Origin of the sequence: Ramlibacter sp. AN1133 (genome assembly GCF_037890035.1) — a bacterium.
Lineage (GTDB): Bacteria > Pseudomonadota > Gammaproteobacteria > Burkholderiales > Burkholderiaceae_C > Ramlibacter.
In genome coordinates this window covers 75,753-96,156 of sequence record NZ_JBBKTQ010000011.1, presented here as the reverse complement: position 1 = coordinate 96,156, position 20,404 = coordinate 75,753, and the positions used below count along the sequence as shown (strand labels likewise).

Below are 20,404 nucleotides of genomic sequence, written 5' to 3'. Positions count from 1 at the left end.
ATGGCGATCTCCGACAAGACCATCCTGGACCCCGAGCCGTCGCAGCCGGGGGTGCCGCTGCGCAAGTCCACCCTGGCGGTGCTCGCCGCGCTCGTGCTGGCGCTCGCGTTCGTGTGCTCGCTCGTGCTGTCCCACACGGCACCCGCCCCGCAGGCGCCGTCGGCGGCCCGGGACCTGCGCGAGTGGAAGAAGACGGGCACCGACCAGATGCTCAAGGACGAGGAAGCCCAGGCCGCGCGCACGGCCAGGGTCGCGGGCGCAGCGGCTGCGCGCGCTTCCGGCGCGACCGCGCCCTTGCCGCTTGCCATGCCTGCCATTCCGGCCGGCGTGCGCAGGATGGACGACAGCAGCGCGTTCTTCGACCGCAAGACGCCGCTGAGGATGGGCGCGGCGCCGGCGGCCGCACCAGCGGCGCCGCTGCGCAGCGGCGAAAAGGACCTGGAATTCGAGGCGCAGACCCGGATGGCGAAGGCGCTCGTCGCCGATCTGGAGGCGCCCCACGAGGACCCACGCGCAACCGGGGCGGGCCGCGCCGGACCCGGTTGGATCGAGGCGCCCGCCCTGCCGGCAGCTGCGTCGGCGACCCCCGCGCCGAGCGCCGCCATCGCAGGGCAGATCGAGGCCTTCGCGCAGCAGTTGCGGCTGGCCCAGGCGGCCCCCGGCGTGTCCCTGCGGTCGAGGGACGACTGGGTGCGCGAATACGCGCGCGACGGCGCGGCGCGGTCACGCGTGCTCGCCGGCTACCAGGCGGCCACGCGGCTGGTGCTGCGCCAGGGCAAGGTGATCCCCGCGGTGCTGGGTCGGCAAATCAACTCCGACCTGCCCGGACGCATCACCGCCTACGTGAGCAGCAACGTCTATGACAGCGATGGCCGCCTGCTGATTCCGATGGGAGCGGCCCTGATCGGCAAGTACGACTCCGGCGTGCTGGTCGGCCAGAGCAGGCTGATGTTCGCGTTCGAGCGGCTGGTGCTTCCGAACGGCTACTCGTTCGACCTCCCGGCCGCCGCCGGGGCCGACCTCGCGGGCGCTGCGGGCATGGCGGGCGCGGTCGACAACCACTTCCTCAAGATGTTCGGAACCAGCCTGCTGATCGCCGTTCTCGCCGATCGGGGCAAGCAGCCCGCCAGCGTGACGCAGCTGGGCAGCTCGGGTCCGGTCACCGCGGCCGGCCAGGTCCTCGCCGACGTCAGCAAGACGGCACTCGATCGCAACCGGGTGATCGCGCCCACCCTCACCGTGGACCAGGGGACGCGCATCAACGTCGAGGTCGTGTCCGACATGGTGTTCCCGCAGCACTACCCCCTGGAGCAAGCCCGATGAAGTCCAGGCTCGCGATCTCCTCGCTCGCGCTTGCGCTGCTCACCAGCCCCCTGGCGCCCGCACGAGGGGCCGATCCGGCACGGGTGGGCGCCTACGACTTTGGCTACCTGCTCAGTGGCGATGTGCGCGTCAGGCCGGTCCAGGTGTTCGACGACGGCAGCAGCACCTACTTCCAGTTCCGCGCCGGCGAGGCCGTGCCCGCGATCTTCGCGGCCGCCGGCGGAGTTCCGCATCTGCTGATTCCCGTCCAGGAAGGTCCCTACGTCCGCATCGCACAGGTGCACGGCCGCTTCCTGCTGCAGGTGGGCAGGGCACAGGCCGACGTGATCCACGCTGGAGCGCAGCGCCCGGACGCTCCGCAGGTGATGACCGTCGCCGAGTCCGGGCTCCGGCAGCCCTATGGGGCCACCCCGCTGCCTGCGCGCGGGCGGCTGGTGGCCTCGCTGGCACCGGTGGCCATGGAGCTCGATGCACCCCAGGCCCTGGATCGAAACAGCTACGCGACGCCCGTGAAGGGGGACCGGGTGTTCTGGCCTGAGCGGCCGGCCACCACCGAGCATTCCGTCGGTTTTGCGCGCGCAGCCTATGGCTTGTCGCGCGACGCGCTGCGATCGCTTCAGCGGCTCGCGCAGGCGGCTCCTGGCGTGGCCAGGTTCACCGTGATCGGCCGCGACGACGACAGCTACAAGGAAGGGCTGGACCGGGCACGCGCGCAAGCCATCCGCAGCGCGCTGATGAAGGCAGGAATCGCGAGCGACCGCATCACGTTGCGCACCGGCGTGATGAAGCCCCCCGCGCGCGCGAAGCTCTGGGACTCGACGGTCGTCGTCGAGGTGGAGCAGGCGGCGCCGGCGATGAGCCAGGCAGGCGCGCCAGCCAAGCTCGGCACCGCTGCTGCCAATCCGGCCCTGGCCGCCCATCTCGAGGCGCTGGTGCGAGCCGGGGTGCTCGATCCAGCGCAAGCCCGGGCGGTGCTGGCCGGATCCCGGCAAGGCCAGGAGTCGCCCAGCCCGGGAGCAGCCGTGGCAGCCGCCGGCGCGCAGAAGTTCGCGATGCGCAAGACCGACGAATTCGTCGACCGCATGTTGACGCGCTGGGCCAGGGAGTGCGGCTGGCGCGTGATCTGGCAAGGCGCGCCTGCCATCGCGATCACCGGCGACGCCGAAATCGACCGACCTGACTTCCTCCAGGCGGCTGACCTGGTCGTGAAGCACGCGAAGGCCGCCGGCTACCGCATTGCTGCGACCGCCTACCGCGACCAGGTGCTTCAGATCGTGAGTGAGTGATGAAACCGAACCAGCACTGCGTGCGGCCCGGCGTCCTCGGCGCCGGTCTCCTGGCCAGCGGCCTTGCCCTGGGGCAACAGGGCATCTCCATTTCGCCCAGACCTTACGAGTCGGCCCTCCCGATCGCCGCGCCCGCGCTGCCCACGGCCGGGGCGCCCGTGCCTGCGCCGCCCCTGGCGTCCAGCGTGCGCTACGAGGTGAGCGTCGCTGACCGGACCGTGCGGCAGGCGCTGGCGCGGTGGGCCAGGGAGACGGGCTGGGTGCACGAGCCGATCCACTGGGCCCTGGACAAGGATTTCCCGGTCGCGGCCCCGGCCGGCCCGGAGACCTTCGGCCCCGAGTTCAAGGCTGCCGTTCGGATCCTGCTGTCTTCCACCGAGCTGACGGATCGGCCGGTGCAGCCTTGCTTCTACGCCAACCACGTGCTGCGCGTGATTCCCAAGGCCGAACTTTGCGACAAGACTGTCCAGTGAAAGAGCCAGCAATGAAAGGAATCGCACGCTACTGGCTTGCTGCATCCCTGGTGCTCGCCGGCTGTGCCAATGCGCCTCGCGCCTCCCAGCGCGATGCGGCGGCCGCCTCGCAGCAGATCGCCGCTGCGCAGCAGGCCTTCCGGTCCTCGGCGATCGACAGCGAGAACAAGCGTCTCGCTGCCCAGGACGTGCATCGGCCCTACATCGCGGGCAACAGCACGCCGCTGGCGCGGGAGATCGCGATGCCGGAGGTGCTGCGCCGCTCGGTGCCGGTCCTGGCCCTGTACCAGAAGTCCGCGGTGGATCTCGAACTCGCCTTGCGCCAGATCTCCGAGGCCTCCGGCATCCTGGTCACCGCCACGCCGGACGCCCTGTTGCCGGCCGCAGCCTTCGGTCCCCGCACGGCGGTGCAGAACTCGCCGGTGCAGCCACCGCTGCGCGTGGTGCTGCCGGGCGAAGCCACGCCGTTGTGGCGGCTGCTGGATGATGTGGCGCGCCAGGTGCAGCTCTCGTGGCGGCCGGTGCCAAGCGGCGCGGAGTTCTTCCGCGTCGAGACCCGCGTGTTCCAGCTTGCGGGCACCCCCCAGGTGGCCAGCACGGTGGCGAGCCTCGGACGCAACGCCGGCAGCAATGCGATCTTCGAGAGCACGTCCAAGACCGGCTTCGAGACCAAGGAGCAGAACCAGTTCAAGGGCTTCATGGCCGCCGTCGACGCCATGCTGTCCACGGGTGGCAAGGCCTCGCTGGCCAACGAGAGCCAGACGCTCGTGGCCACCGACACCCCCGCGAACCTGCAGCGCATCGCGCACTTCGTGGCCGAGCAGAACCGGATCATGTCGCGGCGGGTGCGTGTGGTGCTCGAGGTGCTGGAGGTGGTCGACAAGGATTCCAGCGAGCTGGGCGTGGACTGGAATCTGCTCTACGGAACCACCAACCGGGCCTTGTCGAACCTCAGCCCCGCGTCGCTCACGTCGCCGCAGGTCGGCAGCCTGTCGCTGGGGCCCACCACCGGTCCGTTGGCCGGATCGAGCCTGGTGATCCGCGCGCTCAACGAGCTGGGGGTGGTCGTGAACCGCCGCTTCTTCCCTTTCCTGACCACATCGGGCCGTCCGGTGACGCAGGCGATCCGCACCACCTTCAACTATGTCGACCAGGTGCAGGCGACTGCGGCGCCGGCGGGCTCCTCGGTGCTGACCGCGCAGCAGGCGCCCACGGTCACGCAGAAGGAAGAGACCGTGGGCACCTTCGTGACGGTGATTCCGACCGCCAAGGGCGACGACTCCATCTTCCTGTCGATCTCCTTCGACCTCACCAGCGCGCAGCCGCTGGTGCCCTTCACGGTCGGAGCGGCGGGCGCTTCCGTGACGGTGCAGCAAAAGACCATCGACGGCACCGGCTTCATCCAGGAGCTGCCGGTGCGCTCCGGGCAGACGGTGCTGGTCGGCGGCCTGGAGTCCCTCACGGCGCAGGACAACACGCGGCGCATCGGCTCCGATGCGCCGATCCTGTTCGGCGGCTCCAGTGCCGCCAGGGTGAGCCGCTCGCGCATGTTGCTGCTGGTGACGGCGGTGGTGGAGGAGGGGGTCTAGCCATGGCCTGGCTCACCTTGTTGCGCCGAGGCGCGGCTGCGGCCGCAAGGAAGGCCGCGCCCCGGCTGGAATTGCTGGAAGACGCCAGCGGCACCCGGGCCCTGGCCTTCGGCGTGCAGTGGCGCTCCATTGCCACCACGGGGGGGCGCGACGAGGCGCTGAAGCTGGCGCGCCAGGCGGGCGCATCGCATTACCTCTACCGCGGCCAGCAACTCGGGCTGGGCGTGCTACCCAGGGACACGCCGGCCGCCCTGCGGGTGTATCCGGCCGCCTGCGTGGCGGCTCGCCACATGGTGGGCAACGCGATCTGCGCGCTGCGCATCCAGGAGCGCGAATACTGGATCGCAGCGCTCGCCAACGGCGCGCCGACATCGACCGATCTGTTCCTGCAGGGCATCGACGACGGCCAGGCGCTGCAGCGGGTGCACGAGATCGCCCGCGAGGTCCATGCCGGCGCACAGGAGGCGCCGACGCTCTACACCAACATCGAGGGCGGTGCGATCGAGGGCGCCAGGTCCTGCAGCGACGAAGACCTGTTCCAGGCACTGGCGAGCGGCTCGGACCTGCTGCAGCCGCTGCCGGCCGCGGGCATGAGCCTGCCCCGGCCGGTCCTTGCGACCGGTGTGCTCATCGCCATGCTGCTCGCGGCGCAGCAGGCCTACCAGGGCTGGGCCAGGCGCACGGCGCGCGCCTCGGCGCTGTCGGCCGCCAGCGACGAACCCGACCCTGCCCAGGCCTGGTCGGAAGCGATCGCCAGGTGGCGGGCCGGCAAGGCAGCGGCGGATGGTCGCTTGCTGCTGCAGGCGCGCGATCAGCTCAACGCGCTGCCCTTGCGCTGGCAAGGCTGGATCCTCACGGCGGCCGTGTGCCGCGCCTCGCCGGCTGCCCTGCCGAAGGACGCCGCCCAGCGCAGCTGGTCCTGCCTGGCGCAGTACGGGCGCGGTCACGGCGCCGTGGTGAACCGGAACGTGGCGGCCATGCTGCCGGCCGGCTGGACCGCGAGCTTCACGCCGCTCCATGGCATGGACGTGAGCTGGCATTTCATGCAGCCGGTGCAGCCGCTCGATCTGCAGCAGCTGCCGCCAGCGGAATTCTTCCGGGTCGAGGTGGCCAGCCGGCTGCAGCCCTTGCTGCCGGCGCTGGCCGCCGACGTGAGCTACCGCTTCATGCCGGTGGAGATCAGCGCACCCAGGCGCAAGGACGGAACGGCCATGCCGGTGCCGCCGCAGGCCCAGGGCATCGAGGCCGCGACGCTGACGGTCAAGGCGCCGATGCGAAACATCGACGCGCTGATCCAGGCGGACGTCAGCGCCGACTGGACCGAGATCAGGCTCAGCTTCGACGACCACGACCCCAAGGGTGAGCTGCGGGCTTCCAGCGTGATGGCCGAGGCGAAAGGAGAGATGTATGCGAGGCATTAATTGGGTGGCGGCGTCGCTGCTGATCGCCATGGCGCCTGCGGGCCCGGGTGTCGCCCAGCCCGCAGCGGCCGCGGCGCCGGCGAGCGGGCCGGCAGCGGCCGGCAGCTCCCCGGCTGCGGGCATCGCGGCGCTGCAGCCCAATGTGCTCACGGTGCAAGCGCTCATCAAGGCCGAGAACGAACTGGCCATCGCCAAGGCCAGGAGGGAGCACGTGGCGGCCGGACTGGACCTGGAGCTGGCCGTGCCGGGCGCGAGGCGCAAGGGGCCGGCGCCGATGTCGGTGCAGGTCGAATCGATCGCCGGAGCGCAGGCGCAACTGCGCGCCAGCCTGTACGCCGACGGGCAGCCGTTCGAGGGCGTGAGCGTCGGCGCCAGGGTGCATGGCTGCCGCATCGAAGCCATCGAACAGCGCTGCGTCGTCTTCAAGCCCGCCGCGCGCGGGGTGCAGCCGCAGCAGTGCCCCACTGCGTGCTGGACCGGCACCCGCACGGAGCCGTCCGCAGCCACGCTGGCGGGCATTCCGGCCGGTCTGCCGGCGGGCGCGCTGCAGGGACCGCTGCCGGCAGCCACGAGCGCGCACGCCGCGCGCTCCTCGCGCCCTGCAGCGCCGCTCCCCCTGGCGACCGGCATGCGCTGAAGGAGGACCGCATGTTGTCCGTGCTGCGTGCCTGGATGAACGGAGAAAGCTGGCGCCCGGCGCTGCTGGCGCCGCAGGGGCCGTCCCGGACGGCGCGCCGGGTGTGCTCGCCGGCCCGGGGACGCGCGGCGTCGGCCGCCGGTGCGGACCGGCCCGCCAGCCAGTGCTGTGCTGACCGCGAGCCCCCGCCAGCGGTGTTCGCCGGCGTGCGCTTTGCCGAGACCCTGATTGCGCAGACCTCGGAGCTGGCGCGCGTCAGCTTCCATCGCGTCGTCAACGAAGACGTGAAGCTCGGCCAGCACCTGTTCAGCCGCATCGCGGTGGCGCAGCTGAGTCCATCGGCCAGAGAGTGTCTGTTGTTCGCGGACCGCGGCGCCGTCACGGTGGACGAGGTCGCGGCCGTGGTGGAGCAGCTGCGCAAGCTCGGTTGGGCGCTCGTCACGCAGGGTCCGCAAGGCTACTGGATGCACTGCGCGCTGGTCATGTCGCTGTCGCAGGGCCACATCGACGCGCACGGGCTCGCGGTGGAAACGGAGATCGCGCGCGACCCGAACAAGAATGCCCTGTTCACCAGCTTCAAGGACATCGTGTCCTGGGGCTATGCCCACAACGCCGACGACATCGACTTCGCCATCGACCTCGGCGCGCCGAAAAGCCAGGTCTGCTTCAAGATCGGCGGGCGCTACGTGCGACCCCCCATGTGGTCGCTGGCCACCGACACGCTGGTGCAGATGCTGGGGATCGCATGGCAAAAGAGCAGCGGCGGGGCGGATGCTGCGTTCCAGGCGCGCACCGAGCAACAGGCGAAGGTGGAGCTCGAACTGCAGCGAAGCAGCAGGCTTCCGCATGGCGCCCGCGTTCGGCTGCGCTGGAGCGGCATGGCCAACGACCGGGGCACGGTGGTCACGCTGCGTCTGCAACGGCTGGGCGAGTCGGCCCGCATCCGCTCGCTGGAAAGCGCGGGCTACCCGCGCTCGCAGATGGAAATCCTGCGCCGGGTGATCCACTCCGAAGGCGGCATGACGGTATTTTCCGGCGTGGTCGGCTCGGGCAAGTCGACCTCGCTGGCGCAACTGCTGCGCGAGCTGCCGAGGGACATCAAGATGATTTCCATCGAGGATCCGGTGGAGCTGGAGATCCCCTGGATGTACCAGAAGACCGTGACGCGGGACCTCAGCGCCAGCGGCGAGGACAGCGCATTCAGGTCCGCGGTGGCCGCCATCTACCGCTCCGCGCTGGACGTGCTGCTGCTGGGCGAGGTCCGCGACGTCACCACCGGCATGATCGCGCGCCAGGTTGCCGAGTCCGGCCACAGCGTCTACACCACCACGCACGCCAAGGGAGCCCTCGGGATCATCGACCGCTTCGCCTCACCGGCGATCGGCATGCCACGCGAGGTGCTCGCCACGCCCGACATCCTGAAGGTCCTGGTCTACCAGGCCCTGCTGCCCACCACCTGCCCGCATTGCGGCCTGAGCCCGGCCGACTTTGCGGCTGAACACCAGCTGGGTGGCGCGCGGCTGGCGGCCCACATGGCCTACTTCGAGCGCATCGAGCGGCTGTACGGCCTTGCCGCCGAACGCTTCAGGCTGCGCAACCCACGCGGCTGCGCGCAATGCAGCAAGTCCGAGCTGCCGGAACTCAACGGATATTCGGGCCGCACGGTGGTGAGCGAAATGATCGAGCCCGATGACGAGATGCTCAGGTTCATCATGGCGGGCAACAACGTGGAGCTCACCCGGTATTGGCGCTCGCTGGCCAACGCGCGCTACGACGACGACGACCTCACCGGCAAGACGGCGATGGAATGCGCGGTGTTCAAGGCCGGCCAGGGCATCATCGATCCGCGCGAGATCGAGCCGCGCTTCATGTCCTTCGAAACCGTGGAGCAAAAGCGCTGTGGCAGGCGGGCGGAGGCCGCACCATGAGCCAGGGCGCGAACCACAGGGCCTTGCGCGCGCCAGCGGCGCTCCCGGCGCGCGTGCGGCGGGCCGCGGTGCGCTTTCGCGGGCAGCGCGCGCGCCACTACGAGATCCTCGCCGGCAAGCTGACAGCCGGCCGGGGCAACGTCAAGCTGCTGGAGATCTTCGAGCGCGATGCCCAGCGCTATCCGGGCCAGCCGCTGGGCGTCCTGTCGGCGTACTGGGCCGAGGTGTATGCCGGCAATGGAGCCAGCCTGGCCGGGGCTTGGCAGGGGACTCTGCCCGACGACGAGGTTTCGATCATCCGCATCGCCGCCGATGCGGGCGGCGATGGCGCCTTGCTCACCGCGCTGCAGGACGTTGCACGCGCGGCGCGGCTGGGCGACCGGGTCAAGGCTGCCGTCATCGGCACCCTGGCCGCCGCGATCGTCGGCGTCGTGGTGGCCTTGCTCATGGCAACCGCGTTCCCGCTGGTTGCGGCCGCCAAGTTGCGCGAGATCTACGGGTTCATTCCCCTGGACCAGTGGGGCCCCAAGGCCAAGGCATTCGTCGGGCACGCCGAGCGCGTCAGGAGCTACGGCGTGTACGCCATGGCTGCGGCCACGATGGTGGTGGTCTACGTGCATTGGACGATGGGCAACCTGATCGGACCGTGCCGGGACTGGCTCGACCGCAAGGTCATCCTGTACCGGGTGGTGCGCGACCTGAAGGGCGCGCTGTTCCTGTCCACGATGGCCACGCTCACCCGCAGGCGCGGCAACGTGATGTTCACGCTGCGCCAGTCGCTGGAAACCTTCGCCGCCAGCGTTCGCTCCAACTGGCTGCGCTGGCGGGTGCAGCAGGTGATCGATGCCATCGATGCCACCGGCGGGGTCGGATCGGACGCCTTCGACACCAATCTGCTGTCCCGGGAGATGTTCTATTTCCTGCGCGACACGCAGGAGGCGAACGGCTTTGCCGAAGGCTTCGAGGAGACCGGCAGGTACGTGGAGGGCACGGTCATCCAGGACGTGTTGTTCCGCCTGACCGTCTACCGCTGGGTACTGCTCCTGACCGGAGTGGCCACCGTGCTGTTCGTCTTCGGCTGGCAGTTCAGCGTGATCTACGAGATGAGGTCCGTCATGCAGACCTACTTCAGCTCCAGGTGACCTGGCCGTCTTCGATTCCCCGCGTTTCCCCTGTCACACCCTTGAGGACTACCTTCGAAAGGCTTCCATGACCAAGATCGCACCCAAGCTCCCGACCACCGGCTGCCAGCGCGGCTTCACCCTGGTCGAATTGCTCATCGTGCTGGCCATCATCGCGGTGATTTCCGTGTTTGCCGTGCCCGTCGCGCGCGGCGTCATCATCGGCGGCAAGACGGAGCCTACGGCCAGCGACATCTCCAAGGTGGTCACCCGCATGCGCTCCAACTTCGCCGGCCAGGGCACCACGCCCTACAACAATCTCGGGGCGCCGGCGGCGGCGACGGCGAACTTCGCCAACACCGCCCGCGGCCTGGCCTCGGCGCTGACGATCACCGGCGCCGGCGGCACCGCCACGGTGCAGCACGACATCGGCGCCACCAACTCGCAAGTCGGCGTCGCGGTCGGCACGATCAGCGTGGCGGGTGACTCCTTCACCGTGACGGTGCCCACGGTGAACGAGGCGGCGTGCCCGGGGCTGGCCGCGCAGCTGTCCAGGACTGCCGAAGTGATCACCGTCAACGGCGTCAACGCAAAGGCCGTGGGGGCGAGCTACAACGGCGGCACCGCCCAGAACGCCTGCACCGCCGGCGACACGAACAGCTTCGTGTTCACCTTCCGCTGATTCAGCAGGGCTCCGGAGTTCAGCGAGCTTCGGGGCGCCTTCCCTCGCACAGGACACACGATGGCCAGATCCCGGGAATCGCACGCTCGCGGCTTCATGCTGGTCGAACTGATCGTCGGCATCTCCCTCTCTGCGCTGCTGGCGATGTACCTGTCTGCGCAGCTGCGCCAGCAGTCGGAGGACAGCCTGGCCGAAGGGGCCGCGACCTACATCGGCGCCGTGGCCTCGGCGGCGCAGCAACACGTCCTCCTGAACTGGGCCAGCTACGCCAACGGCACGGCGGTTCCGGGGATCGCCGTCCTGCTGCAGCCCACGGTGGCCGAACTGGTCTCCTTGGGCCGTCTGAATCCCGGCTTCCCCTCTGGCTCCGGCGCGCTGCCGACGCGGCAATCGCTGCAGGTCAGCATCACGCGCAACAGCTGCCCGGGGCCGACCTGCCAGGTGCAGGTACTCGCCTGCACCACCACGCCGGTGACGCTGGGCAGCCCCGACACGCGTTTCGATCTGGCCTCGCTCATGACGTCCAGGCAGGGTGGCTCGGGCGGCCAATCCCTGCAGAACTTCGGCAGCACGATCCGCGGGCCGGCCCTCAGCGTGCCGAACCCGGTCGGAAACGTGGAAGGCATCGTCTGCGGCTCGGGGTCGGTCGACACCGCGCTGTTCGAGCGCTTCCTGGTCCTGAACGAGACGCGCGATCCCAACTTCCAGGGGCCGGTGACGATTGCGGGCGCCACCACGCTCAAGGGCACCCTGGCGGTGAGCGGGGCGGCGGCGGTCAATGGCAACACCAGCGTTGGTGGCTGCGCCCAGATCCGCGCTGCCACGGGGCGTGCCGCCTTCGGCTGCGCCAATCCCGACGAATTGCCGGCGGGATACGCCGGCGGCGTAAGCGCGCCGGACGTGGTGGTGGGCGGCAACATCCTGGCTTCCACGGACCCGGCCGGGTTCACCGGCGCTAACGGTATCTACGCGTACGTGGGCGTCGGCGGCGGCGTGGCCGAGGTGCGCACCTCCGGCAGGGCGCAGGCTGACCGGCTGGTGCCCTCCGGCCTGTATGCGCTCAACGGCGCCTGCGCCGCGGGCGACGAAGGAGCGATCGCGCGCGACAGCGCCGGCAGCGGACTGCTCACCTGCAGGGGCTCGCTGTGGCGGTCGCTGGCGAACTACTCGGGGGCGGGCGCTTCCTGCAACCTCCCCAACGGCTCGATCGCCGACGACGGCACCGGGGCAAAGCTTCTGTGCATCAACGGCATCTACGTGAGCATGGCCTCGCTGCGACCGCTGGCCACCGCGGGCGCTGCCTGCGGCGCGGCCGGTACGGCGGCCTACGACCCGGCGAGCAGCAACGAAATGCTGGTGTGCCGGCTGAATCCCGCCGGCGGCGTGCCACGCTGGATGCGCCTGCGCGACCTCACGTCGAATCTGCAGTTCGTCCAGTCCTACGAGGTGACCGACGTCGCAATCGGGCCCGGCGGCCAGGTCACGAAGCCGGTCTGTTCGCCGGCCGCGGGCATGGCCGCCACGCCCTTGATCCAGCTGGTGCCCAAGACCTACGCCTCGGCGGATGGCGGCATCGCGGCCTATGCGGTGGACACCGGCGTCGTGTGGCAGATCTTCCTGAGGAACGGCAGCGGTGGACTCCTGACCGGAAATCCGAACGCCCGCTCGCTCGCCAACGTGTTCTGTTTCTACGCCTAACCCCGCGCTGCGGCGCGGGGCCGATCTTTGTCGCAAGGAGAGACACCCATGACCACCCTTCGCGTTGCACTGGCCGGCCTGGCACTCGCGGCCACCGGCGTTTCGGCGCAGTCCATTCCTGCGCCGGCGGGCTCCACCGATACCGGCTCGCGCGCCACCGTCGGCATCGCGCCCGTCGACACCTCCAGCTTTGCGACCCGCTCGGACGTGACCAACGTCGCCAACACCGCCAACCTTGCCTACAGCCTGTCGCTGACCGCTTCCAGTGCCGTGGCGCCGTGGTCGCGGGCCTTCGCGGGACAGACCCGGCAGGGCTGCGGAGGCGTCCTGGGCTGTGCCGCCGCGACGATCGATGCCAATGGATTCGTGTCGTGGCGCATGACCAACTCCAACACGTGGGCGCCCCTGGGCTACCCGAGCAATTCCACTTGCGTGGGTTTCAGCAGCGGATTCACCAATTCCACCGATTTCAGTGTCGCAGTGTGTCCTTCGGGCTTCGACGTCAGCGGCCGCGCCACCAACTGGTTGGTGCAGTTCAACAGCGTGAACAGCTTCGCAGCGCCCTGAGTTCGCGCGCGTCGCCCAGGCGCCAGCGAATGCCTCCGCGACCTTCGCGTCGGGCAGCGCCGGGCCCGCGCTGGTTGATCGTTCCACCGTAAGCGGCTGGACGCCCCATCTTGACTGAGGTCGCCGCATGCGTTGAGCGGACACGGCCGCGGTCAGGCGTGGGCCCGCACCCTCGTTTCGGCCAGAGCCTTTCCTAGGGTAGACCCGAGCTGTGACTCGGGACGCGCGCGATTCTTGTTGCGTGTCAAATGCCAATCGCGAATCCGGTGGTCACATCCGACCTTCACCAGAGAGGGGCCCGATTCATGTTTGCACGTGCAATCCTCACCGGCGCAGTCGCCATTTCGGCAGCTACCGCGGCGCTCGGCGACGTGCTGCCGGTCCAGCGTCCGGTTTTGAAAGAGGGTGACCAATGGACGGTGGCGCGGCAGGACGCGTTGACCAAAGCGACCCTGAGCAAATCCACTCGAGCGGTGAAGCTCGTGGAGTCCTCGAAGATCGCAATGTCATTCGGCGCCAGGGATGGGGTGATCACCCCCGATCTCACCATCCTTGACAGCGGAAACGTCGTGAATGACGTGGGATATCAGCTGCTGCGGTTTCCGCTGGAAGCTGAAGCGAGTTGGGAGTTCAAGACGAACTGGCAGAACAGAAGCTCCGGCAACGCAGGATTAAGCTCGTTCAAAGTGAAGGTGCTCGGCGAGGAAAAGAAGACGACGCCTGCTGGTGCCTTCGATACCGTCAAGCTGCGTGCCGTCGGCAGCATGACGTCGCAACGATTTCCAGGAAAGATCTGGAGCGTGACGCTCACGTACTGGTACGCGCCCGCCGTGAAGGCCCTGGTCCGATACGAATGGCGCGACAACTTTCGCGACCTGGACGTCGACGAGGAACTCATCGAATTCAAATTGGCTGACTAGGACGCGAGTTCTCGGGAAACGGGGAGATGAGATGCCGCGATGGTTCGCCTTGATCTTTGGCGTCGGGACAATCGCTTCCATGCATGCGGCAGATCATCCGACCGCGTCGCCACCTGGCCTGAAGCTGCCGCGCTCCTGGAACTACCAGACCTTTGACGCCAACGCACCCAACGCCGCAGGCTACGGAGCTCCCGGGATAAGCCACATCACCTTGACGGGCAGCGATGGAGACTACCGACTCATGATGGTGGCACCGGGCTTGGGCATCTGCTATGCGGCCCCCTTGAAAGCCACAGTGGAGCAGACAGAGTCCGAACTTCTGATCACAACGCTGCCCCGCATGGCTGGCTGCCCTCCTGTGAGGTTTGCGATCCGCGCGGACGGTTCTGGTGGTCAACGGCAGCGGCTTACTGGCGGAGTGTGGCGGTGGGATCAATTGAATCGAGTCCTGACGCCTCGTGACTGACGGGTAGCGCCTCGAGCTTCCACATCGCCACACCACATTACCAGCGACGATGCACCGTTCTTGACCTTTAAGGTGATCAACTTCCTAACTACCCAAGGGGTACTATGAAATCTCCTCTCCAGATTGTTCCCATCGTGATTCTGGCGTGGTTCGCCAGTATCGGATCGTATGGGCAGACGCAGTCGGCCAATTCCGAACCGATGGCCGCTGCTGCGGCAGACTCGGCGACCAAGAAGTGGACCGATCGTGAGAAGTTCACCGTCATGTGGAGCCTGTCCGGCAGCCGCGACCAGTCTTGGACGGCGTTCCCAAAGGAAGGCAAGTTCCGCTTCAACAGCACGGACTACTGCGAAGCAGTTCCTGCGGCTGCGAAGTTCGGCGCGGAAGAAGGCAAGTTCGTGATCATCGTCACGCAGCCCAGGCCGAGCTGCAGCGTAATCAAGCTCAAATTCGACCTGACAACGAATGAAGGGGTCCTTGAAGTTCTGGGCGACGGTAGGTTCAGCCAGCTGCCTGGCAGAGTCGTCCGTTTAAGGGACTGAGTTCTTCGCAGAAAATACTATGCAATCGATTTTGCAGAGCATTCCAATCGCCGCCCTGACGCTACTCACCGCCATGGCGTTCGCACAAACGCCCTCGACCGCTTCCGACTCCATGGCCGCGGTTGCAGCGGACTCGGCGGGCAACAAGTGGATTGAGCGTCAGAAGTTTACGGTTCTGTGGAGCCTCCAGGGCAGCCGCGACCAGTCCTGGACTGCATTCCCCAAGGAAGGTAAATTTCACTTCAACAGCAGGGACTACTGCGAAGCCGTTCCCGCGGACGCAAAGTTCAGTACGGAAGGCGGAAAGTTCGTAATCCTTATCACGCGCACTAGGCCTCATTGTGGTGTCACTAAACTTACCTTCGATCTGGCCACCGAGGAAGGCATGCTGGAAGTTCTGGCCGACGGCAAGTTCAGCCAACTGCCGGGGAGGACTGTCCGCTTGAAGGACTAAGCTCTCGGCAGCGGCTGCGGCCCCGTTGGGCATGAGCGGCCGCCATTTCCTACTGCAGCCAATCCGGCGCGACTGCGCGCTTGACCGTACCTGGGCCAAGTGGCGTCTGGCGCGCGCCCGCACCGCCTTGCGCGGATATCGCCGACTGGACTCGACGCGCGCTCCACATCGCCCTCTGCAGCTTGACAAAGGTCGCGATGGTCACGCCGGCCTCCAGTGCCGCCGCCGAGAGCGAAGCTCCGACGCAATTGGTGCTGGCGCAGCGTTCCACCCTTAGCGTTTTGCGCCACGCAGGCGCGTGGCAGCGCCTTGTCCTGCGGGCGCTGGCCCGTCGTGGCGCTGGGATCCCACGCTCGCAAATTGCGTAGGCAGATCCTCTCGAGCCCGGTCGGCGCCGCTGGCCGCGGGATGCCGGTCCTCCAACAGGCAGCGGCCCCTTGCTGGTGCCCGCTCCGCACGAATGGAGCCGTGCTGAGCGGTTCGTATCCGGGCCCGCACCACGCGTGCAACAAGGCCGTTTGTGGATGTGCAGTCTGTCTCTGTGTCGATGCCGGCTACGGGCAAACTGCTCGGAATGAGATCAGCAAGAAAGGCTTGGACTACCGGGAAGTCCTTGTAGACCTGTTAGGCCGCACGTTCTCCTCCCTTTGTTCAGCGCTTCTCTGTCAGGGTAAGAACACCCTTGCCGTGGGGTAGTACCGTGGGCTGAGAGCAGACTGCACCAGAGCAAACCAGCGTCCAGCTAAATAGTCTGGGATTCTGCCCTCGCACGCATTTGGTCATAAACGAGATGCGGTACTCGTCCTTTGACTTGATGATTTCGGCCTCCACTGGCTCGTCACTAAAGACGCCGCGGGTTCCACAGACGTCATTCATTTGTCTGCCATCGTAGGAGATTAGGCCACGCATTGCGCCAGAGTTGTCAATGCGATCGACCTTGATCTTGATATCACCGCCGAACTTCGTTCCCGAGTTGGTGTTGATGAACTGCCAGTCCCCGACAAGTTCGTAAGGCGTGAAGCTCTCAGATTTCGTCGACTGATCGTCAGCGACTGCAGGTGCGGTAGCAAGAAAGGCCAGCACGACGGCTAAAACTCGACGCAAAGTTGAATGCACGGTTGCCCTCCAAAAATGGCGGCCAGTCGGGTCGGAGCCAGCCAGTCCGATACCTCAGTGAAGCGTATTGCAGATATGAAGTGTAGCCACGGCAGCAGGTGCTTCGTGCGGCCTAACGAATGAAAGGGACTATCCGTCCCGAGCTGACCGCGCATTTGCGGTCACCGGCGACAAAGCCACGATGGGATTGTCGAAGTCTCATCAACGCGCTCGAAAGGGGAAGTGTCGGTGGCGTGCAGGCGGGCTGCCTTCAGGATGGCTCCAGGAACACCATGAAAGCCACGCTGCCGCCCAGGTCAGCGTCGAGGGTGCCCGTCGCTGCGCCGGGCCTGCCCAGCGCTTGTGCCTCGAAGGCGGTGTGCGCCGCGCCCGCGTAGGGCGGCGAATTCGTCCAGCAGCACGGTGAAATCGTTGCCCGCGGCGGCGCTGGTGATGTAGGTCGTGAACCGCGGCTCGGGCCGGCTCGATCTCGCCCTCGACGATCTTGATGGAGGCGGTCTCGTTCGCCAGCAGGCCTGTGTCGAGGATTCTTCCGAAGAACAACGCCTTGTATCCGGTCGGGGCGCAGGCACGCAGCACAGCGTCCGTCATGTGCAGCGTCTCGTGCGTTGCCACTCGAAGCGTCAGTAAGTTGAGGATGCCCCCATTGCTGGCGACCCAGTTGACGAAGTCGTAAGGACGCCGAACGAACACCTTGTTGGCGCGCTCCGGATCGACTGCGAGCACGAAATCGTTGACAGCCCGGATATTTGGATTCGCGAGGTCCAGGGCGGCAATGGAATCAGCTTCGCTGGTCAGGCGCGCGCAGTCCGCGGTGGTCACGCTGGGCGCAACCACCGCCGAGACGGTGATCGGGGCGGAAACCGCAGGGCCAGAGGCGCTGCCCGCGTCCGTCGACGGCGAGGCAGTGGACGGCCGGCCGATGTCGGTGACCGGATCCGGGCCCGATCGTGGCGACAGTGTCGCTGGCGCCGCCACCGCCGCCGCATCCGCCGAGGAAGACTGCGGCGACCCAGCAGGCCAGGCCATGCATGCTTTTCATGTGTCGTCTCCCGCGCTGAGCGAGCGTTGAAGAACCCGAGGAAGCGTGAAGGCTAGGGGCACCAGCGTTGTCATTGGAGCTGCCGTGCAACGCGAGCTCCTGCAACGGTGGGATGCCCCGAACGTGCGCACGGGCAGGGCGCAGCCTCGGGCACCCTGCCAATCTCTCCCGAGGTTCATGTCTGAATCAGGTCCCGTGTTGGCGAGCGCACGCGAGGGATCCGAATGACGCGCTGTGGCCAGACCATCGCGCCACCAGGCGCCCGCCGCCTGGAACGGCTGCGCGCGCCTCATGCGATGCTGAGCTGCGCGCCCGCTAAGGCGTCCGGTTCATAGAGCTCCAGCGAGATCTTCCGTTTCAGCGACTTGGCCGTGTGCAGCACGAAGTCCAGGTGCCTGTGCTTGCGCTGCTCGAAGACCACCACGTGGTCGCTCGCTGCGATCACTGCAGTCACGAGCTTGCGGCCGGTGCGTTGCAGGCAAGTCCCCAGGTATTGCACCGGGATGTACCGCGCACGCGCCCAGTCGTGGACCCGCCACGGCGCGCGCCCATTGCAGGTCGTCACCAGGGTCCAGGCCGGCAAGGGCGCTACCAGCTTCGCCAGGCGTGCACCGACGACGGGGCAGGGGGCCTGGCCAGCACCGAAGACACTGACCCGGGGAGCCCGCCGCCACAGCTCGAAGCGTTCGGCGCAGCGGTCGAGGACCCCGGGGGGAAGCTGCATGCCTGCGAGTCCGGTCTTCACATGCGCCAGCGGGCAGCGCCGCAGGTCCATCTCGGGCCGCTGCAAGGCAAGCATGCCGAGACCGGCGACCAGTACCGAGTGGCGAGTGCACAGCCAGTCGGCGCGCCATGCGTCCTGCCGGCCGCGGGCGAAATTCCTGGCTTCCTTCAACGTGGGGCTGAACAGAAGTGCATCGCGCAGCTGCGGCTGGTGGGGCACGAACTTGGCAGCCTCGTACCAGTGCACGAGGGACGGATACACCTTCTGCAGTCGGCCCGCCGCGTCCGCCGCGTCCGCCGTGACAAGCCATGGCCCGAGGATGGCGGTTGTCAGAAGTTCAGGAGGCCGGGCCACCCAGCGACTTTAGGTGCGATTGCTGCCACCGGCAGCGGCGCAACACGCGTCCGACCGCACGCTGGCGTGCAGACTGCAGGACTGGGCGGCCGCGCGCAGGGGACAGCGCCCAAGCGCCGATGCGAACGAAGCAGACCCTGACCCTTTGACCGCGTGCTCACGGCCTGCGGAGAATCTGCCCCCAGCCGGGTCATCCGACCTGCAGCTGGCCCTGGCGCCAGCCAACAACCGACCTGTGCGGCGCTCGCCCGCAGGTGCGTACCGCACCTTGGTGCGTGGCGCGACGTACGTTGCGCGCGCCCAGGCGCGTGCATTCGCATCGATCACCCCAGCAACAGGCGAAATAGCCATGGCAATCAATCCATTCGCCCTGGAGCGACCCCGCAAGATCTGCATCGCGATCGACGGATACAGCCCGGTGGCGCAAATCCAGGCGCAGCAGCGCAAACGGCAGCAGCGCAGCCGGCGCCGGAAAGCCCGCAGCGAAGCTGAGCGCAGTCAGCAAGCGCGTGTACCGGATCCGGCGGCAGCGACGCCCATCGCTGCAGCAGGCGACGAGGCCGATGCTGTCGAGGCCTTGAACCGGGCTGCCGCCGGGCACCCCACCACGGGCATCGACGAGGTGCTTCGCGCCGCCTTTGCCCACGCCCCGGGCGCCACCTGATCACCGGCCCCGGTGGATTGCCTCGTGCCAGAACGTCAACAAGCAGCGCGCTTCCCTGGAACGCGAAGTGACTGCCCGGGCTCATTCAACCTGAAGGGCACACCCCCCGGTGTGCTCTTCCTCCTTTCGGAGATGACATTGCAAACACTGAAATCCAAGTCCGCCTCGGGACACCTGAGCCAGCACGGACCGAGAGCCGAGGCGAGCGCTGCGCGCCCGATGCGGGAGCTGCTGCGGCGGCTGCCCTTGTTGACACGGGCCGACAAGGTGACGTCGGCTGTCGCGGAAGACGCTGGCGACCTCGCTGCGCTGGCCGCCAGCGCAGAAGCGACTGCCCGCACCATCCACCTCGGCGTCGGCGCACTGGGCCACCTCATGGCGCGCTGCGCCATGGACCTGCAGGACGGGTCCGTTGCGCCCGATTGCATCGAGAACCTCGGCTTCCTGATGGCCGAGCTCGGTGACCTTGCCGCGGAATGCACCCGCATCGCCGGCGACTGCAGGGCCTCGCACCATGCCAGGCAGGGAATGGTTGCCCATGACCCGGGTGCATGAAGTCGCCAGCACGTACCTGCCGGCCGGGTGCGGGAGGCCGATCGCGGACTGCACCGCATGGACGGATGCGCAACTGCTCGCGGTTTCGCTACGCTCCGGTGCTCCCGGAACGCCGGCCTGCGCCTTGGCGCGACAGCTGCTGGAACAGCATGGAGGGCTGGCCGGAGTGCTCGCTGCGGCGCCTGACGCCTTGCCTGCGTGCTTGGGAAGTTCGAGGCGGGTAGCGCTGGCTGCCATCCTCGAACTTTCGCGAAGAGCGATCGAACAGCAGCTGCGCGAGCGTGAGGTCTTCGGATCACCCGACGCCGTCAAGAACTACCTTCAGCTGCACCTGGCTCGCAAACCCCGCGAGGAGTTCGCTGTACTGTTCCTGGATGCCCAGAACCGCCTGATCGCGTTCGACGTGATGTTTCGGGGAACGCTGACGCAAACGTCCGTGTACCCACGGGAGATCGTGGCAGAAGCACTCAGGCTGGGAGCAGCCGCGGTCGTCCTCGCCCACAACCACCCGAGTGGGACCGTGAATCCCTCCAGGGCGGACGAGGCGCTGACCCAGACGCTCAAGTCTGCTCTCGCGATGGTGGACGTTCGAGTCCTCGATCACATCATCGTCGCCCCCGGCGCGGCGTTGTCGATGGCGGAAGAGGGATTGGTGTAGATCACGATCGCGCTGAGCGACTTGATTTCGCGCCGGCCTCCGGGCCAGGGAGGTCGGCCGTGTACCGCACCTCTGGTGCGGTGTCCCCGCTGTGCCGATATGAGCTGCGACACCTGCCACGAGAGATCAGCGAGCAATGAGGTGGTATGCCCCCTCAGCCCCAGGTCCCGCCGCCTGCAGCGAA

The 20,404-nt window shown here is 67.8% G+C and carries 21 protein-coding genes; 18 read left to right on the top strand and 3 right to left on the bottom strand.

Annotated features, from left to right (window positions below; genetic code table 11):
* The 14 genes from WG923_RS16975 (at window position 1) to WG923_RS16910 (ending at window position 15,107) form a co-directional block, all read left to right on the top strand.
* A complete protein-coding gene (locus WG923_RS16975; RefSeq protein ID WP_340352161.1) occupies window positions 1-1,323 on the top strand; it encodes a TrbI/VirB10 family protein in 1,323 nt (440 codons plus the stop codon).
* Window positions 1,320-2,609: a TrbG/VirB9 family P-type conjugative transfer protein gene (locus WG923_RS16970; protein WP_340352160.1), complete on the top strand. Its 1,290-nt coding sequence runs from the start codon at window positions 1,320-1,322 to the stop codon at window positions 2,607-2,609. Before WG923_RS16975 ends, WG923_RS16970 begins: the two co-directional genes overlap by 4 nt.
* The gene (locus WG923_RS16965; RefSeq protein WP_340352159.1) at window positions 2,609-3,082 is read left to right on the top strand and encodes a toxin co-regulated pilus biosynthesis Q family protein; all 474 of its coding nucleotides are present in this window, start codon (window positions 2,609-2,611) and stop codon (window positions 3,080-3,082) included. The genes WG923_RS16970 and WG923_RS16965 overlap by 1 nt, the downstream gene beginning before the upstream one ends.
* Before the next feature lie 11 nt (window positions 3,083-3,093).
* On the top strand, window positions 3,094-4,671 hold the full coding sequence (locus tag WG923_RS16960; RefSeq protein ID WP_340352158.1) for a hypothetical protein: 1,578 nt from the start codon (window positions 3,094-3,096) through the stop codon (window positions 4,669-4,671).
* Between the two features lie 2 nt (window positions 4,672-4,673).
* Window positions 4,674-6,092, top strand: a complete 1,419-nt coding sequence (locus tag WG923_RS16955) for a hypothetical protein (protein ID WP_340352157.1) — start codon at window positions 4,674-4,676, stop codon at window positions 6,090-6,092.
* On the top strand, window positions 6,079-6,729 hold the full coding sequence (locus tag WG923_RS16950; RefSeq protein ID WP_340352156.1) for a hypothetical protein: 651 nt from the start codon (window positions 6,079-6,081) through the stop codon (window positions 6,727-6,729). Before WG923_RS16955 ends, WG923_RS16950 begins: the two co-directional genes overlap by 14 nt.
* 11 nt (window positions 6,730-6,740) lie before the next feature.
* Window positions 6,741-8,657 (top strand): ATPase, T2SS/T4P/T4SS family, encoded by a 1,917-nt coding sequence (locus WG923_RS16945; protein ID WP_340352155.1) that lies wholly within the window; start codon window positions 6,741-6,743, stop codon window positions 8,655-8,657.
* Window positions 8,654-9,799: a hypothetical protein gene (locus tag WG923_RS16940; protein WP_340352154.1), complete on the top strand. Its 1,146-nt coding sequence runs from the start codon at window positions 8,654-8,656 to the stop codon at window positions 9,797-9,799. Before WG923_RS16945 ends, WG923_RS16940 begins: the two co-directional genes overlap by 4 nt.
* A 67-nt stretch (window positions 9,800-9,866) precedes the next feature.
* Window positions 9,867-10,460 carry a type 4 pilus major pilin gene (locus WG923_RS16935; RefSeq protein WP_340352153.1) on the top strand — a complete coding sequence of 198 codons (594 nt, stop codon included), beginning with the start codon at window positions 9,867-9,869 and terminating at the stop codon, window positions 10,458-10,460.
* A gap of 60 nt (window positions 10,461-10,520) precedes the next feature.
* Window positions 10,521-12,158 (top strand): type II secretion system protein, encoded by a 1,638-nt coding sequence (locus WG923_RS16930; protein ID WP_340352152.1) that lies wholly within the window; start codon window positions 10,521-10,523, stop codon window positions 12,156-12,158.
* A gap of 48 nt (window positions 12,159-12,206) precedes the next feature.
* Complete coding sequence (locus WG923_RS16925; RefSeq protein ID WP_340352151.1) at window positions 12,207-12,725, top strand: hypothetical protein; 519 nt, start codon at window positions 12,207-12,209, stop codon at window positions 12,723-12,725.
* Window positions 12,726-13,030: 305 nt separating this feature from the next.
* On the top strand, window positions 13,031-13,645 hold the full coding sequence (locus tag WG923_RS16920) for a hypothetical protein (RefSeq protein ID WP_340352150.1): 615 nt from the start codon (window positions 13,031-13,033) through the stop codon (window positions 13,643-13,645).
* A 570-nt stretch (window positions 13,646-14,215) separates the two neighbouring features.
* A complete protein-coding gene (locus WG923_RS16915) occupies window positions 14,216-14,653 on the top strand; it encodes a hypothetical protein (RefSeq protein WP_340352149.1) in 438 nt (145 codons plus the stop codon).
* Between the two features lie 19 nt (window positions 14,654-14,672).
* Complete coding sequence (locus tag WG923_RS16910; RefSeq protein ID WP_340352148.1) at window positions 14,673-15,107, top strand: hypothetical protein; 435 nt, start codon at window positions 14,673-14,675, stop codon at window positions 15,105-15,107.
* A gap of 651 nt (window positions 15,108-15,758) precedes the next feature.
* Here WG923_RS16910 and WG923_RS16905 read toward each other — a convergent pair.
* A complete protein-coding gene (locus WG923_RS16905; protein WP_340352147.1) occupies window positions 15,759-16,223 on the bottom strand; it encodes a hypothetical protein in 465 nt (154 codons plus the stop codon).
* Between the two features lie 201 nt (window positions 16,224-16,424).
* Window positions 16,425-17,045: a hypothetical protein gene (locus tag WG923_RS16900; RefSeq protein ID WP_340352146.1), complete on the bottom strand. Its 621-nt coding sequence runs from the start codon at window positions 17,043-17,045 to the stop codon at window positions 16,425-16,427.
* Between WG923_RS16900 and WG923_RS16895 the strand changes: the two genes are divergently transcribed.
* Window positions 17,038-17,295 carry a hypothetical protein gene (locus WG923_RS16895; RefSeq protein ID WP_340352145.1) on the top strand — a complete coding sequence of 86 codons (258 nt, stop codon included), beginning with the start codon at window positions 17,038-17,040 and terminating at the stop codon, window positions 17,293-17,295. The two genes, WG923_RS16900 and WG923_RS16895, sit on opposite strands and share 8 nt — an antisense overlap.
* A 259-nt stretch (window positions 17,296-17,554) precedes the next feature.
* Here the strand turns inward: WG923_RS16895 and WG923_RS16890 are convergent, their stop codons facing one another.
* Window positions 17,555-18,235 (bottom strand): hypothetical protein, encoded by a 681-nt coding sequence (locus WG923_RS16890; RefSeq protein WP_340352144.1) that lies wholly within the window; start codon window positions 18,233-18,235, stop codon window positions 17,555-17,557.
* A gap of 457 nt (window positions 18,236-18,692) precedes the next feature.
* On the opposite strand from WG923_RS16890, the gene WG923_RS16885 reads away from it, so the two are divergent.
* The 3 genes from WG923_RS16885 (at window position 18,693) to radC (ending at window position 20,220) form a co-directional block, all read left to right on the top strand.
* Window positions 18,693-19,007: a hypothetical protein gene (locus tag WG923_RS16885; RefSeq protein ID WP_340352143.1), complete on the top strand. Its 315-nt coding sequence runs from the start codon at window positions 18,693-18,695 to the stop codon at window positions 19,005-19,007.
* A gap of 111 nt (window positions 19,008-19,118) precedes the next feature.
* Window positions 19,119-19,562, top strand: a complete 444-nt coding sequence (locus WG923_RS16880; protein ID WP_340352142.1) for a hypothetical protein — start codon at window positions 19,119-19,121, stop codon at window positions 19,560-19,562.
* Complete coding sequence (gene radC / locus WG923_RS16875) at window positions 19,546-20,220, top strand: RadC family protein (protein WP_340352141.1); 675 nt, start codon at window positions 19,546-19,548, stop codon at window positions 20,218-20,220. Before WG923_RS16880 ends, radC begins: the two co-directional genes overlap by 17 nt.
* The last annotated feature ends 184 nt before the right edge of the window (window positions 20,221-20,404 follow it).

Excerpts from the sequence above, each read along its gene's own strand:
- WG923_RS16975 (WP_340352161.1), top strand. The coding sequence starts at position 1 with ATGGCGATCTCCGACAAGACCATCCTGGACCCCGAGCCGTCGCAGCCG.
- WG923_RS16970 (WP_340352160.1), top strand. The coding sequence starts at position 1,320 with ATGAAGTCCAGGCTCGCGATCTCCTCGCTCGCGCTTGCGCTGCTCACC.
- WG923_RS16965 (WP_340352159.1), top strand. The coding sequence starts at position 2,609 with ATGAAACCGAACCAGCACTGCGTGCGGCCCGGCGTCCTCGGCGCCGGT.
- WG923_RS16960 (WP_340352158.1), top strand. The coding sequence starts at position 3,094 with ATGAAAGGAATCGCACGCTACTGGCTTGCTGCATCCCTGGTGCTCGCC.
- WG923_RS16955 (WP_340352157.1), top strand. The coding sequence starts at position 4,674 with ATGGCCTGGCTCACCTTGTTGCGCCGAGGCGCGGCTGCGGCCGCAAGG.
- WG923_RS16950 (WP_340352156.1), top strand. The coding sequence starts at position 6,079 with ATGCGAGGCATTAATTGGGTGGCGGCGTCGCTGCTGATCGCCATGGCG.
- WG923_RS16945 (WP_340352155.1), top strand. The coding sequence starts at position 6,741 with ATGTTGTCCGTGCTGCGTGCCTGGATGAACGGAGAAAGCTGGCGCCCG.
- WG923_RS16940 (WP_340352154.1), top strand. The coding sequence starts at position 8,654 with ATGAGCCAGGGCGCGAACCACAGGGCCTTGCGCGCGCCAGCGGCGCTC.
- WG923_RS16935 (WP_340352153.1), top strand. The coding sequence starts at position 9,867 with ATGACCAAGATCGCACCCAAGCTCCCGACCACCGGCTGCCAGCGCGGC.
- WG923_RS16930 (WP_340352152.1), top strand. The coding sequence starts at position 10,521 with ATGGCCAGATCCCGGGAATCGCACGCTCGCGGCTTCATGCTGGTCGAA.
- WG923_RS16925 (WP_340352151.1), top strand. The coding sequence starts at position 12,207 with ATGACCACCCTTCGCGTTGCACTGGCCGGCCTGGCACTCGCGGCCACC.
- WG923_RS16920 (WP_340352150.1), top strand. The coding sequence starts at position 13,031 with ATGTTTGCACGTGCAATCCTCACCGGCGCAGTCGCCATTTCGGCAGCT.
- WG923_RS16915 (WP_340352149.1), top strand. The coding sequence starts at position 14,216 with ATGAAATCTCCTCTCCAGATTGTTCCCATCGTGATTCTGGCGTGGTTC.
- WG923_RS16910 (WP_340352148.1), top strand. The coding sequence starts at position 14,673 with ATGCAATCGATTTTGCAGAGCATTCCAATCGCCGCCCTGACGCTACTC.
- WG923_RS16885 (WP_340352143.1), top strand. The coding sequence starts at position 18,693 with ATGGCAATCAATCCATTCGCCCTGGAGCGACCCCGCAAGATCTGCATC.
- radC (WP_340352141.1), top strand. The coding sequence starts at position 19,546 with ATGACCCGGGTGCATGAAGTCGCCAGCACGTACCTGCCGGCCGGGTGC.